The following is a 13,467-nucleotide window of genomic DNA, read 5'->3' on the forward strand; positions in this document are numbered from 1 at the left end:
GAAAGAAGAGAACTCATGATGTCCCATGACCTGATTCGCCAACGATTCGCCGCCCTGCGCGCCGAGGGCAAACGCCACAAGGACGCGGCCGAGGCGCTCGGCATCAGCGAAGGCGAGGCCATCGCCGCCCATGCGGGCGCGCACGAGCAGGCGTTGCGCGCCACGCCGCTGCGCGGCCCGTGGCTCGAACTGCTGCAGGCACTCGAGCTGTGCGGACCGGTGCTGGCCCTGACGCGCAACACCTCGACGGTGCACGAGAAGACCGGCGTCTACCGGAACCTCTCCGGCGGTGCCCAGATGGGACTCGCGCTCGGCGAGGAGATCGACCTGCGGCTCTTCTTCAGCCGCTGGCATGCCGGCTTCTTCGTCAGCGAGGCGGCCGCCAATGCGCAGCAGCCGGCCTCGCTGAGCCTGCAGTTCTTCGATGCCAGCGGCGTGGCGGTCCACAAGATCTTTGCCCGCGACGCCAGCGATCGCGACGCCTTCGAGTCGGTCGCGCAAGCCCACTCCGACGCGCAGCAGGCCGTGGCCTTCGCGCCCGCCGAGCCCAAGGCAGCGCCGCGGCCCGACGGCGAGATCGATCGCGCCGCATTGGCAGAAGCCTGGGGCGGCATGACCGACACCCACCAGTTCTTCGGCCTGCTCAACAAGTTCGAGGTCGAGCGCCAGCAGAGCTTCCGACTGACCGAAGGCGGCTTCACGAAGCGCGCAAGCCGCCTCGCGGTGCGCGAACTGCTCAACGAAGCCTCGTTCTCGGGCACGCCGATCATGGTCTTCGTCGGCAGCCCGGGCTGCATCCAGATCCACACCGGCCCGGTGGTGCGCATCGAGCCGATGGAGATGCGCGGCATGCAGTGGCTCAACGTGCTGGACCCGGGCTTCAACCTGCACCTGCGCGAAGACCTGATCGACAGCGTCTGGATCGTCGAGAAGCCCACCAGCGACGGCGTCGTGACCTCGGTCGAGGCCTTCGACCACGAAGGCGGCCTGATGGCGATGTTCTTCGGTGCCCGCAAGCCGGGGCAGCCCGAGCGTGAAGACTGGCGCGCGCTGGTGCGCACCCTGTCGGGTCTCGAGGCGACAGCATGATGCGCACGATGCAAGGTCGACGCGAGGCGCTGCGCCTGCTGGGCGGGAGCGCACTGGCGGCCGGCGCCTGGCCGGTGCTGGCGCAGGGCACGCGCGCCCCGCGCCTGGTGACCATCAGCGGCGCCATCACCGAGGTGGTCTACGTGCTGGGGGTGGAATCCCAGCTGGTCGGCACCGACACCACGAGCCTCTATCCGGAGGCAGCCCGCCAGACCGCCAAGGTCGGCTACATGCGGCAGCTTTCCGCCGAGGGGCTGCTGTCATTGAAGCCGGATGCGGTCATCGCGACCACCGAGGCCGGGCCGCCGGTCGTGCTCGACCAGTTGCGCACGGCGGGCATCGTGCTGGAACTGGTCCAGGCCGACCACAGCTGGGGCGAGGTGCAGCGCAAGGTCGCGGCCGTGGGCCGCGCCGCGGCGCGCGAGTCGCAGGCGCGCGAGCTGACGGCGCGGCTGGATGGCGAATGGGCGCAAGTGCAAAAGCAGGTGGCAGCCGACACGGGGCGCAAGCCGCGCGTCCTGTTCGTGCTCTCGCACAGTGCCAGCCCGCAGGTGTCGGGCGAGAAGACTGCGGCGCACGCCATGATCGGCTTCGCCGGCGGCGTCAACTGCCTCTCGGGCTTCCAAGGCTACCGGCCGATGACCGCCGAGGCCATGGCCAGCGCCGCGCCGGACGTGATCCTGACCACCACCCAGAGCATCGAAGCCCACGGCGGCGCCGAGAAATTCTGGCAGCGACCCGAGCTGGCGCTGACGCCGGCCTTCAAGCGGCGCGCATTGGTGACCCAGGACGCCTTGCTGCTGCTGGGCTTCGGCCCGCGCCTGCCGGTCGCGGTCGGCGAGCTGCACAAGAGCCTGCGCGCGGCATGAGCCCCCGCCCGGCCGTTCCGAAGGGGGCTCGCACCGCAGTGCGCAGCACGGAGGTTGACCTATGAGCTCGGTGCCAGTCCGCTCCCGAACAGGCCTGCAAATCGGTGCGAAGCGCGAAGGCACAGCCGTGAAGGGTCGGCTGACGATGCGCAGCACCCTGGCGGGCGGGTTCGCCCTGCTGCTGCTGAGCCTGGTCGTCGGCGCCGGCTCCGGTGCCTATGCCATCAGCGCCTCGCAGCTGATGGGCGTCTTCGGCGCCCTGTGGCATGGCGGGGCCGATCCTTCGCCCGAGTACCTCGTGTTCGTCAACATCCGCTTGCCGCGGCTGGTGCTCGGCGTCGCGGCCGGCGCCGGCCTGGGCATGGCCGGCACGCTGATGCAGGGCTTGTTCCGCAATCCGCTGGCCGACCCGGGCCTGATCGGCATCAGCAGCGGCGCGGCGCTGGCGGCCGGCGTGACGATCGTGCTCGGCGCCTGGCTGCTGCCGGCACTGCCGCGCACGCTGGGCAGCTGGACGCTGGTCAGCATGGCTTTCGCCGGCGGCTTCCTGGTGACGCTGCTGATCTATGGCCTGTCGCGCAGCGAGGGCAGCACGCGCATGGCACTGATGCTGCTCGCCGGCATCGCGATCAATGCGCTGGCGGGGGCCGGCCTCGGCTTTCTCAGCGTGATGGCGACCGACGAGCAGTTGCGCAGCCTGCAGTTCTGGCTGCTGGGCAGCCTGGGCGGCGCACGCTGGAGCGCGGTGCTGCTGGTCGGCGTGGTCGTGTTCATCGCGCTGTGCGTCGGACTGACCCTGGCAGCGCCGCTCAATGCGATCGCGCTCGGCGAGGCCCAGGCGACGCTGCTGGGCGTGGACGTCGAGCGGGTCAAGCGCCGCGCCATTCTCGTGACGGCCTTCGCCGTCGGTGCGGTCACGGCGACCACCGGGATCATCGGCTTCGTCGGCCTGATCGCTCCGCACTGGGTGCGGCTGGTGGCCGGGCCCGACCATCGGGTGGTGCTGCCGGGCTCGGCGTTGCTGGGGGCGGTGCTGGTGCTGGCGGCCGACACGGTGGCGCGCACCGCCATGGCGCCGACCGAGCTGCCGCTGGGCGTGCTGACCGCCTTCATCGGCGTGCCGATGTTCCTCTTGATGCTGCGGCATTTCCGGGGGCGGCTGTGAGCTTGGGATGCATCGATGCCGAGATCCGGCTTGGCGAGAAGACCTTGTTCTCGGGCGCCCACGTCAGCTTGCAGCCGGGCCGGCTGACCGCGATCCTGGGCCCCAACGGGGCGGGCAAGTCCACGCTGCTGTCGATGCTGGGCGGCCAGCGCCGGCCGGACCGCGGCCGCGTGCTGCTCGATGGCCTGCCGCTGTCCGACCACAAGATCGAGGCGCTGGCCCTTCGTCGCGCGCTGATGCCGCAGGAAAGCGCAGTCGCCTTCGATTTCAGCGCCGAGGACATCGTGGCGCTCGGCCGCTTCCCGCATCGGCGCGCGCCGAGCCGGGACGAGGACGCGATCATCGAAGCCGCCATGGCGCTGACCGACGTCTCGGCGCTGGCGCCGCGGGTGCTCAACACGCTGTCGGGCGGCGAGAAGGCGCGCGTGCAGATGGCGCGCGCGCTGGCCCAGCTGTGGGAGCCGCGGCCAGACGGCGCCGCCCGCTGGCTGCTGCTCGACGAGCCGACCGCCGCGCTCGACCTGTCCCACCAGCACGCCGCGATGCGCCTGCTGCGCGACTGGGCCGGGCAGGGCGTCGGCGTGGTCGCCGTGCTGCACGACCTCAACCTCGCGCGCCGCTATGCCGACGACGTGGTGGTGCTGGTCGGCGGCGCCGGCCTCCACCAGGGGCCGGCGGCGGAGGTGCTGCAGCCGGCGTTGATCGAGCGCGTGTGGTCCATGCCCTGCCAGCCCGTGACCGCCACCGACGGTACCGTTCAGTACCTGTTCGGGTGAATGGGGCTCGCCCCTGTGGGCGAGCCTAGTACGTCAATCTCTCTGGCCGGAGTTCCTGGAGGATGGTGGTTGCGATCTCCTCGATCGACTTGGTGGTGGTCGACAGCCAGCGGATGCCGGCGCGCCGCATCATCGCCTCGGCCTCGCTGACCTCGTGGCGGCAGTTCTCGAGGCTCGCATAGCGCGAGTTCGGCCGCCGCTCGTTGCGGATCTCGCTCAGGCGCTCGGGCTGGATCGTCAACCCGAAGATCTTCTTGCGATGCGGCATCAGGGCCGGCGGCAGCTGGCGGCGCTCGAAATCCTCGGGGATCAGGGGGTAGTTGGCGGCCTTCAGCCCGTGTTGCATGGCCAGGTAGAGCGAGGTCGGGGTCTTGCCGCTGCGGCTCACGCCGACCAGGATCACGTCGGCGCCCTCGAGGTCGCGGTTGCTCTGGCCGTCGTCGTGCGCCAGGCTGAAATCGATGGCCTGGATGCGGGCGTCGTATTCCTTGCTCTTGCTGACGTCGCTGAAGCGGCCGATGCGATGGTTCGACTTCATGGCCAGCTCGATCTCCAGCGGCCGGACGAAGGTGCCGAACATGTCGAGCAGCATGCCCTTGCAGCCGGTCTCGATGACCTCGAGCACCTCCATGTTCGCCAGTGTCGTGAAGACGATCGGCCGCACGCCCTCGATTTCGGCCGTGTGGTTGATCTTGCGCACCGCCTGGTGCGCCTTGTCGACGGTGTCCGTGAAGGGCAGCCGCACGTGGCGGGGCTTCATCTCGAACTGGGCCAGGACGGCATTGCCGAAAGTCTCGGCGGTGATGCCGGTGCCGTCGGAAACGAAGAAGACTGTGCGTGTATGCATATGTTCGGGGCCTTGTCCTGCGGCACGCCAAAGCCGGCCGCGCCTACAATCCGGCCCATTATCGGGAAAGCCGAGCGCCTTCCCGGCCCAAATTCAGCATGCACCCCCCGCCGATGCCCAGAGCAAGAAGAACGATCGCGTTGTGCCGCCCGCATGCAGCCACAGTTTCAACTTCTGGAGCTTTCCCATGTCTGACCTCTTCGAAGCGACCGCCCTGGTCGTACCGTTCGAAAACCTGAGAATGACCGACGTCGAGTCGGTCGGCGGCAAGAACGCCAGTCTCGGCGAGATGATTTCCCAGCTGCCGCAGGGCGTGCGCGTGCCGACCGGCTTCGCCACGACGGCCCATGCCTTCCGGCAGTTCCTGGCCCACGACGGCCTGGCCGACAAGATCAGCGCCAAGCTCGCGAAGCTGGACACCGAGGACGTGCGCGCACTGGCCGCGGTCGGCGGCGAGATTCGCGCGATGGTCGAGGCCCAGCCCTTTCCGGCCGACCTGCAGAAGGCGATCGCCGATGCCTTCGCGACCCTGTCCGCGGGCAATCCCCAGGCCAGTTTCGCGGTCCGCTCCTCGGCCACCGCCGAAGACCTGCCCGACGCCTCCTTCGCGGGCCAGCAGGAGACCTTCCTGAACGTGGTCGGCATCGACGACGTGCTGCACAAGATGAAGGAGGTCTTCGCCTCCCTCTACAACGACCGCGCGATCAGCTACCGGGTCCACAAGGGCTTCGCCCATGACGTGGTGGCGCTCTCGGCGGGCGTGCAGCGCATGGTGCGCAGCGACCTCGGCGCGGCCGGCGTGATGTTCACGATCGACACCGAATCCGGCTTCGAGGACGTGGTCTTCATCACCTCGAGCTATGGCCTCGGCGAGACCGTGGTGCAGGGCGCCGTGAACCCCGACGAGTTCTACGTCCACAAGCCGACGCTGCGCGCCGGCAAGCGCGCCGTGATCCGGCGCAACCTCGGTTCCAAGCTGATCCAGATGGAGTTCGCGAGCGCCGCCGAGAAGGCCGCCAGCGGCAAGCTGGTGAAGACCACCGACGTGCCGACCGAGCAGCGCAACCGCTACTCGCTGACCGATGCCGACGTCGAGTTGCTGGCGAAGTACGCGCTGGTGATTGAGGAGCACTACGGCCGCCCGATGGACATCGAATGGGGCAAGGACGGCACCGACGGCCAGCTCTACATCCTGCAGGCGCGCCCTGAAACCGTGAAGAGCCAGCAGCAGGGCAAGGCCGAGCAGCGCTACAAGCTGCTGGGCCGCGGCGCCGTGCTGGCCGAGGGCCGCGCGATCGGCCAGAAGATCGGCACCGGGCCGGTGCGCCTGGTCCACAGCATCAGCGAGATGGACAAGGTCCAGGCCGGCGACGTGCTGGTCACCGACATGACCGACCCCAACTGGGAGCCGGTGATGAAGCGCGCCGCCGCCATCGTCACCAACCGCGGCGGGCGCACCTGCCACGCGGCGATCATCGCGCGCGAGCTCGGCATCCCGGCCGTGGTCGGCTGCGGCGACGCCACCGACCTGCTGAAGGACGGCACTCTGGTCACCGTGAGCTGCGCCGAGGGCGACACCGGCTTCATCTACGACGGCCTGCTCGAGACCGAGGTGACCGAGGTCCAGCGCGGCGAGATGCCCGAGATCGATCTCAAGATCATGATGAACGTCGGCAATCCGCAGCTGGCCTTCGACTTCGCCCAGCTGCCGAACCACGGCGTCGGCCTGGCGCGGCTCGAGTTCATCATCAACAACAACATCGGCGTCCATCCGAAGGCGATCCTCGACTACCCGAACGTCGATGCCGACCTCAAGAAGGCGGTCGAGTCGGTGGCCCGCGGCCATGCCTCGCCGCGCGCCTTCTACGTCGACAAGGTGGCCGAGGGCATCGCCACCATCGGTGCCGCCTTCTGGCCCAAGCAGGTGATCGTCCGGCTGTCGGACTTCAAGTCGAACGAATACCGCAAGCTGATCGGCGGCAGCCGCTACGAGCCCGAGGAAGAGAACCCGATGCTGGGTTTCCGCGGCGCTGCACGCTACCTGAGCGGCGAGTTCGGCGAGGCCTTCGCGATGGAGTGCGAGGCGCTCAAGCGCGTGCGCAACGAGATGGGCCTGACCAACATCCAGATCATGGTGCCTTTCGTTCGCACGCTGGGCCAGGCCGAGCGCGTGACCACGCTGCTGGGCGAGCACGGCCTCAAGCGCGGCGAGAACGAACTCAAGCTGATCATGATGTGCGAGGTGCCGAGCAACGCGATCCTGCCGGAGGAGTTCCTGAAATTCTTCGACGGTTTCTCGATCGGCTCGAACGACCTGACCCAACTCACGCTGGGCCTGGACCGCGACTCCGGCCTGGAACTGCTGGCCGCCGACTTCGACGAACGCGATCCGGCCGTCAAGGCACTCCTGGCGAAGGTCATCAAGGCCTGCAAGGACCAGGGCAAGTACGTCGGGATCTGCGGCCAGGGGCCCAGCGACCACCCCGACTTCGCGCTCTGGCTGGCGGAGCAGGGGATCGAGTCGATCTCGCTGAACCCCGACAGCGTGATCGAGACCTGGCAGCAACTCGCCAAGCGCTGAGACCCAGGAGGCGGCGGCGGGGGCAACTTTGTCACCGCCGCGCAACGACTTTGTTCACGGCGACGCTGTAATCCCCGTGTCAGCTTGGTGTATTTGCAACCAAATGCTTCTTTGATGTCAAACTCCGGGCAACCCGGGGCGCGGTGGCGCTTGAAGTCGCATCGGGGCCATTCCCGGCCCTGCAGCGCTCCCTGACCTTGGCATCGAGGAAGCCATGATTCTTGTCAAGACTGAAGCCGGGCAGCGCGTTCTCAAGGACCGTTCGATCGCTCTGACGCCGCGCCAGCGCACGGCGTTCATCCTGTGCGACGGCAAACGCAGCGTCGACCAGGTGCTCGAAGCCGGAATGGGCGTGAGCCGCGAGGAGATCGAACAGATGGTGGCGCAGGGGCTGCTGGCGCTGGTCGCGGAGGCCGGTGCTGCGGCGCCCGTCGTCGCAGCCGCCGCTCCCGCTCCCGCGGCTGCGCCCGTGCCGGCACCGGTCGCGGCGGCTCCCGCGGGCGGTCGATCCGCTCAACAGCGCTACAAGGACGCCTATCCGATCGCCACCCAGCTGACCGGCAGCCTGGGCCTGCGCGGCTTCAGGCTGAACCTGTCGGTCGAGGGCACATCGACCTACGAACAGCTGGTCGAGTTGTTCCCGAAGATCCAGGCCGCGGTGGGGCCCGACAAGGCCGCGCTGCTGGAGCGGGCACTGCACGGCGCCTGAGTGCTATAATTTACGGCTTTGCCTTGCCACACCACGTCTGACGCCGCGGGTGGCTCAACCCCTTTCCTCGAACAACATCGGGGGAAATCCACAAGGAGTGCCAATGCGTCACTATGAAATCATCTTGCTGATCCACCCGGATCAGAGCGAACAGGTTCCGGCCATGCTGGAGCGCTACAAGGGCCTGATCACGGCCGGCGGCGGCAAGGTCCACCGCGTCGAAGACTGGGGCCGCCGCCAGCTGGCCTACCAGATCAACAAGCTGAACAAGGCGCACTACCTGTGCGTGAACATCGAAGCCGAGCAGACCGTCATGGCCGAACTCGAGCACGCGTTCAAGTTCAACGACGCCGTCCTGCGCCATCTCACCGTCGTCAAGAAGAAGGCCGACACCGGTCCGTCGTCGATGATGAAGACGGTCGAGCGCGAAGAGGCCCGCAAGGCCCAGCAGGCCGAGTACGCCGCCAACAACAACGGATGAAGTGAGTACTGCCGCGGTCAATCAGCTGTTGCTGACTGCCTGCGTCGCCGAACTCGGAGCCTTGCGTTACACGCCTGCCGGACTGCCCGCCGTCGACCTGCGACTCGAACACGAGTCGACAGTGACCGAAGCGGCCCAGCCCCGACAGGTCAAGGCGGCCATCAAGGCCGTCGCCTTCGGCGCAGTGGCCGAACGGCTCGCAAGGCAGGAGCTGGGCAGCCTCTGGCGATTCCAGGGCTTCCTCGCGACACCGGGCAACGGCAAGCATCCAGTGCTTCACATCCAGAACTTTCAGCAAGATTAATTTTCTAGAGGTCCAAACATGGCCACGTTCAAGAAATTCAACAAGGACAAGCGTCCGAAGCGCAACACCCAGTCGCTGCTGTTCAAGCGCAAGCGCTTCTGCCGCTTCACCGTCGCCGGCGTCGAAGAGATCGACTACAAGGACATCGACACCCTGCGCGACTTCATCAGCGAAAACGGCAAGATCATCCCCGCCCGCCTGACCGGCACGCGCGCGATCTACCAGCGCCAGCTCAACACCGCGATCAAGCGTGCCCGCTTCCTCGCGATGGTGCCGTACAGCGACCAACACCGCGTCTAAGGAGAGAACCACCATGCAAGTCATTCTTCTGGACAAGGTCGTCAACCTCGGCGTGCTCGGCGAGATCGTCAAGGTCAAGGACGGTTACGCACGCAACTTCCTGATTCCCTCGGGCCGCGCCCGCCGCGCCACCGAAGCCAACAAGGCCGAATTCGAAGCCAAGCGCGTCGAGCTCGAAAAGGCTGCGGCCGCCAAGCTGGCCGAATCGCAAGCCCAGGGCGAAAAGCTCGGCGGCACCGCCATCAAGCTGACCCAGAAGGCCGGCGTCGACGGCCGCCTGTTCGGCTCGGTCACCAACGCCGACGTCGCCGAAGAGCTCAGCAAGCAAGGCTACAAGGTCGCGAAGTCGCAAGTGCGCATGCCCAACGGCCCGATCAAGGTCGTCGGCGACAGCACGGTCAGCGTCGCGCTGCACACCGACGTGGTGGTCGACATCACGGTCACGGTCTACGGCGAGAGCGCCTAAGACGCCCCACGCGCTTCGTGCGCGTGAAAGAGCCGCCTTCGGGCGGCTTTTCTTTTTCCGGGCGGCCTGGTTGTCCCGCGCATTGCACCGGAAGATCACTGCTTATTCACAGCCTTGTCCACGTGACGCCGCGCGCCGCCCGGCTTAGCATGCATGGTTGCAAGGAACTTCATGTCCGCACTCTTTTCCTACGCCGACAACGACCCGTCGTCCGACCGCCAGATCGCGCAGCTGCGCATCCCGCCGCATTCGATCGAGGCCGAATCGAGCGTGCTGGGCGGCCTGCTGCTCGACAACGGCGCCTGGGACCGCATGGGCGACGTGGTGGTCGACGGCGACTTCTACCGCCATGAGCACAAGCTGATCTACGCGGCCATCGGCACGCTGATCAACGCCAGCAAGCCGGCCGACGTGATCACGGTCTACGAGCAGTTGCAGAACCTCGGCAAGGCCGACGAGATCGGCGGGCTGGCCTACCTCAACTCGCTGGCGCAGTACGTGCCGAGCGCGAGCAACATCCGGCGCTACGCCGAGATCGTGCGCGAGCGCTCGATCCTGCGCAAGCTGGTGAGCGCCAGCGACGAGATCGCCACCAACGCCTTCAACACGCAGGGCAAGGCGGTCGACAAGATCCTCGACGAGGCCGAGCAGAAGATCTTCAACATCGGCGAGGAAGGCTCGCGCATGAAGCAGGGCTTCCAGGGCATGGATTCCCTGGTGGTCGAACTGCTCGACCGCGTGACCGAGATGGCCGAGAACCCGAACGACATCACGGGCGTGCGCACCGGCTTCTACGAATTCGACAAGATGACCTCGGGCCTGCAGCCGGGCGACATGATCGTGCTGGCGGCGCGGCCCTCGATGGGCAAGACCTCGCTGGCGATCAACATCGCCGAGCACGTGGCGCTCAACGAAGGCCTGCCGGTGGCGGTGTTCTCGATGGAAATGGGCGCCTCGCAGCTGGCGGTGCGTATCGTGGGCTCGATCGGCCGCATCGACCAGGGCCACCTGCGCACCGGCAAGCTGACCGACGAGGAATGGCCGCGCCTCACCGAAGCCATCGAGAAGCTGCGCAACGTGTCGCTGCACATCGACGAGACGCCCGGCCTCACCACGAGCGAGCTGCGCGCCAACGCGCGCCGGCTGGCACGCCAGTACGGCAAGCTTGGCCTGATCGTGGTCGACTACCTGCAGCTCATGAGCGTCTCGAGCAGCATGAACGACGAGAACCGCGCCACCGCCGTCGGCGAAATCTCGCGCGGCCTGAAGATGCTGGCCAAGGAGCTCAAGTGTCCGGTGATCGCGCTGTCGCAGCTGAGCCGCGGCGTCGAGAGCCGCACCGACAAGCGCCCGATGATGAGCGACCTGCGCGAGTCCGGCGCGATCGAGCAGGATGCCGACATCATCATGTTCATCTACCGCGACGACTACTACGACAAGAACAGCAAGGAGCCGGGCGTCGCCGAGGTGATCATCAGCAAGCACCGCAACGGACCGACCGGCACCGTCAAGCTGGCCTTCCTGAAGCCGCTGACCAAGTTCGAGAACCTCGCGGGCGGCAATGATTTCTGAGACCGCTGAGACCTTGCGGGACAGACCAAGAAGCTGCGCAGCAGTTTTTGCTCTGTCCCCAACTGCTTAGGCATCCGCCTTCAACTGGCGCAGCATGTCCGCCAGGGTCTTGCCGGGCTCGTCCCTGAATCGCTCCGGAAGCACTTCGATGGTATCGATTCGGTCGAGCCGAAAGCCGCGGAAGTCGTCGCGCAGCTCGCACCAGGCCGAGAAGGTCCAGACCTTGCCCCAATAGAAGCAGCCCAGCGGGCGCACCGTGCGCTGGCTGGGGGCGCCGGCGACATCGCGGTAGTCCATGCGCAGCTTGTGGCGCGACTGCACCGCCTCGCGCAAGGTCTGCAGCCGATCGCGCGTGCCGGCGTCGAGCACGTAGGCCGGCGCGTAGAGCGCCAGGCTCTCGGCCGACACCCGCGCCGCCGGCGGCAGCACCGACAGGATCTTGCCGAGCGCCGCTTCGATGTCGCGTGCCATCGCGGCGTCGACCCAGCTCTGCGCCAGGCGTGCCGACGCGACCAGCGCCGCTGCTTCGTCCTGCGTGAACATCAGCGGCGGCAGGTCGAAGCCGGAGCCGAGCCTGTAGCCGACGCCGGCTTCGCCTTCGATCGGGACGCCCTGAAGTTGCAGGTCGGCGACATCGCGGTAGACCGTGCGCTCCGAGACTTCGAGCCGGCGCGCCAGGAAGGCAGCCGTGGTGAGCCGGCGTCCACGGATGAGCTGGACGATCTGGAACAGGCGGTCGGCACGGCGCATGAAGGGCAGTCAGCTTCCGATGATCTTGGTTTCGAAATCTTCGACGAAATAGCGCCTGCCCCGCTGGACCACGGTGTGGCCCTCGGACTCGAGCCGGCGCATGAGTTCATCGAGGCCTCCGGGGTACTTGAGATTCAGTTCGCCGTCGACCTTGAGCGTGCGCCAGTAGGGCGTGATGTCGCCGCGGCCGGCCTGCCGCTCTTCTGCCGCGGCCTGCGCCGCCATGCTGGCGAAGATCGCGGTGGTCACGGTGCAGCCGATGGTGGTGCCGTGTTCGCGCGCCAGTTGCTCGCCGATGCCGAAGACGGTCACGAGGCGGCCTTCGGGCACCCGCCGCATCGCCTCCTCGACCTCGCGCGGGGAGGGCGTCACGATGGTCCCCGGACCATGGCGGCGTTGCATGGCGGGCGGGATGGGCTTCACTTCGGGCAGCCGCGGGTAGCCTGCGAGCTTCTCTCTCCAGCTCTTCCTGGCGTGTCGGCTGCCTGGAGTGCTGCTCATGTCAGAGCCCGCCCGGCCGCCCGAAGGGCTCTGAGCACCCCCTCGGGGGGCAGCGATACACGAAGTGATGAGCGTGGGGGCGATTCATCTCAGAGCCCGCCCGGCCGCCCGAAGGGCTCTGAGCACCCCCTCGGGGGGCAGCGATACACGAAGTGATGAGCGTGGGGGCGATTCATCTCAGTCCGTCAGGATTCCGATGTGGATCGCGACCTGGTCGGGCCCGCTGTAGGCCTCGAAGTCGCTCTGGTAGCGGCGCTTGATCTCGGGGTGTGCATCGAAATAGTGCCAGATCGTCTCCCAGACCGCGAGCACCATCTGCGGCATTTCGCCTTGTCCGCTGAAGACGAGGTAGTCGCCGCCCTCGATGCGGACGGCGGCCGGTCCGTCGGCCACCGCGACGCCGGTCGTGATGTCGAAGGCGCCGTGGGCGTCCGCCTCGTAGGCCGAGTAGACGCCGAAGAGTCGCATGTCGGCGACACGGTGCGGCGTCTTCTCGTAGACCCGCTCGCCGAAGAAGCGGTCCCACAGGGTGCCGATGCGCGCGGCCCGGGGATCGCTTTCGTCGCGGTTGGTGGTGCGCGCGGTCAGTCCGGCCACCCGGAAGGGTTCGAGCCGTTGAAGCTGGGGTTGCATGATCATCCTTTCGTCATCGCTCGGAGTCAGGCCAGTGCGTGCAGCCCGACCTCATTGCCTTCGGTGTCGCGCAGAACCGCGAAAAAGCCCATGTCCGCGGGCAGCGCGGTCTTCGGCGTCACGATCCCGCCGCCCGCGGCGGCCACGCGCGACAGCGCCGCGTCGATGCTCGGCATGCAGTCCAGATAGATCCGCACGCCGCTGCCCGGCGCCGCGGCGCGCGGGCTGCCGGCTATCAGACAGCCGCCGGTGGCCGGTTCCTCGTAGGAAAAGATCGCCATCGGCTCGCCGCCCATGTCTTCGCGCTTGAATGCGCGGCCCAGCACCTTCTCGTAGAAGGCCTGCGCCCGGTCGAGGTCGGCGACGGGAATCTCGAACCAGTTGATGGTGGTGGCAGTCATGGGAGCGCTCCTCTGTCAGTGAT

General features: G+C 67.5%; 16 protein-coding genes. 11 read left to right on the forward strand and 5 right to left on the reverse strand.

The genetic code is table 11. From position 1 onward, the window contains the following. Window positions 1-15: 15 nt before the first annotated feature. From QTI45_RS03055 to QTI45_RS03070, 4 genes are all read left to right on the forward strand, one after another. The gene (locus QTI45_RS03055; protein ID WP_444813244.1) at window positions 16-1,089 is read left to right on the forward strand and encodes a hemin-degrading factor; all 1,074 of its coding nucleotides are present in this window, start codon (window positions 16-18) and stop codon (window positions 1,087-1,089) included. Beyond that, window positions 1,089-1,958 (forward strand): heme/hemin ABC transporter substrate-binding protein, encoded by an 870-nt coding sequence (locus QTI45_RS03060; RefSeq protein ID WP_444813245.1) that lies wholly within the window; start codon window positions 1,089-1,091, stop codon window positions 1,956-1,958. The genes QTI45_RS03055 and QTI45_RS03060 overlap by 1 nt, the downstream gene beginning before the upstream one ends. 61 nt (window positions 1,959-2,019) lie before the next feature. Next, window positions 2,020-3,123, forward strand: a complete 1,104-nt coding sequence (locus QTI45_RS03065) for a FecCD family ABC transporter permease (protein WP_444813246.1) — start codon at window positions 2,020-2,022, stop codon at window positions 3,121-3,123. Next, window positions 3,120-3,899 (forward strand): heme ABC transporter ATP-binding protein, encoded by a 780-nt coding sequence (locus QTI45_RS03070; protein WP_444813247.1) that lies wholly within the window; start codon window positions 3,120-3,122, stop codon window positions 3,897-3,899. Before QTI45_RS03065 ends, QTI45_RS03070 begins: the two co-directional genes overlap by 4 nt. Before the next feature lie 25 nt (window positions 3,900-3,924). Here the strand turns inward: QTI45_RS03070 and ppsR are convergent, their stop codons facing one another. Next, on the reverse strand, window positions 3,925-4,746 hold the full coding sequence (gene ppsR, locus QTI45_RS03075) for a posphoenolpyruvate synthetase regulatory kinase/phosphorylase PpsR (protein WP_286367281.1): 822 nt from the start codon (window positions 4,744-4,746) through the stop codon (window positions 3,925-3,927). A 187-nt stretch (window positions 4,747-4,933) separates the two neighbouring features. Here ppsR and ppsA point away from each other — a divergent pair, with 187 nt between their 5' ends. The 7 genes from ppsA to dnaB all read left to right on the forward strand — a co-directional run bounded on the left by ppsA (window position 4,934) and on the right by dnaB (window position 11,159). Next, on the forward strand, window positions 4,934-7,327 hold the full coding sequence (gene ppsA, locus QTI45_RS03080) for a phosphoenolpyruvate synthase (protein WP_286367282.1): 2,394 nt from the start codon (window positions 4,934-4,936) through the stop codon (window positions 7,325-7,327). A gap of 214 nt (window positions 7,328-7,541) precedes the next feature. Next, window positions 7,542-8,036, forward strand: a complete 495-nt coding sequence (locus tag QTI45_RS03085; RefSeq protein ID WP_286653460.1) for a hypothetical protein — start codon at window positions 7,542-7,544, stop codon at window positions 8,034-8,036. A gap of 103 nt (window positions 8,037-8,139) precedes the next feature. Further along, window positions 8,140-8,517, forward strand: coding sequence for a 30S ribosomal protein S6 (gene rpsF, locus QTI45_RS03090; RefSeq protein WP_286367284.1), 378 nt, complete (start codon window positions 8,140-8,142; stop codon window positions 8,515-8,517). Between the two features lies 1 nt (window position 8,518). Then, on the forward strand, window positions 8,519-8,821 hold the full coding sequence (gene priB, locus QTI45_RS03095) for a primosomal replication protein N (protein ID WP_286367285.1): 303 nt from the start codon (window positions 8,519-8,521) through the stop codon (window positions 8,819-8,821). Window positions 8,822-8,839: 18 nt separating this feature from the next. Then, window positions 8,840-9,121: a 30S ribosomal protein S18 gene (gene rpsR / locus QTI45_RS03100; protein WP_007830781.1), complete on the forward strand. Its 282-nt coding sequence runs from the start codon at window positions 8,840-8,842 to the stop codon at window positions 9,119-9,121. 13 nt (window positions 9,122-9,134) lie between these two features. Beyond that, window positions 9,135-9,587, forward strand: a complete 453-nt coding sequence (rplI, locus tag QTI45_RS03105) for a 50S ribosomal protein L9 (RefSeq protein WP_286367286.1) — start codon at window positions 9,135-9,137, stop codon at window positions 9,585-9,587. Window positions 9,588-9,758: 171 nt separating this feature from the next. After that, a complete protein-coding gene (dnaB, locus tag QTI45_RS03110; protein ID WP_286367287.1) occupies window positions 9,759-11,159 on the forward strand; it encodes a replicative DNA helicase in 1,401 nt (466 codons plus the stop codon). A gap of 66 nt (window positions 11,160-11,225) precedes the next feature. Here dnaB and QTI45_RS03115 read toward each other — a convergent pair whose 3' ends face one another. The 4 genes from QTI45_RS03115 to QTI45_RS03130 form a co-directional block, all read right to left on the reverse strand. Continuing rightward, complete coding sequence (locus QTI45_RS03115) at window positions 11,226-11,909, reverse strand: helix-turn-helix transcriptional regulator (RefSeq protein ID WP_286653461.1); 684 nt, start codon at window positions 11,907-11,909, stop codon at window positions 11,226-11,228. Between the two features lie 9 nt (window positions 11,910-11,918). Then, window positions 11,919-12,410, reverse strand: coding sequence for an MGMT family protein (locus QTI45_RS03120; RefSeq protein WP_286653462.1), 492 nt, complete (start codon window positions 12,408-12,410; stop codon window positions 11,919-11,921). 177 nt (window positions 12,411-12,587) lie between these two features. Further along, window positions 12,588-13,043, reverse strand: a complete 456-nt coding sequence (locus tag QTI45_RS03125; RefSeq protein WP_286367290.1) for a GyrI-like domain-containing protein — start codon at window positions 13,041-13,043, stop codon at window positions 12,588-12,590. A 26-nt stretch (window positions 13,044-13,069) separates the two neighbouring features. Then, window positions 13,070-13,444, reverse strand: coding sequence for a VOC family protein (locus QTI45_RS03130; protein WP_286367291.1), 375 nt, complete (start codon window positions 13,442-13,444; stop codon window positions 13,070-13,072). Between the last annotated feature and the right edge of the window lie 23 nt (window positions 13,445-13,467).

Source organism: Variovorax saccharolyticus, assembly GCF_030316765.1.
Lineage (GTDB): Bacteria > Pseudomonadota > Gammaproteobacteria > Burkholderiales > Burkholderiaceae_C > Variovorax > Variovorax saccharolyticus.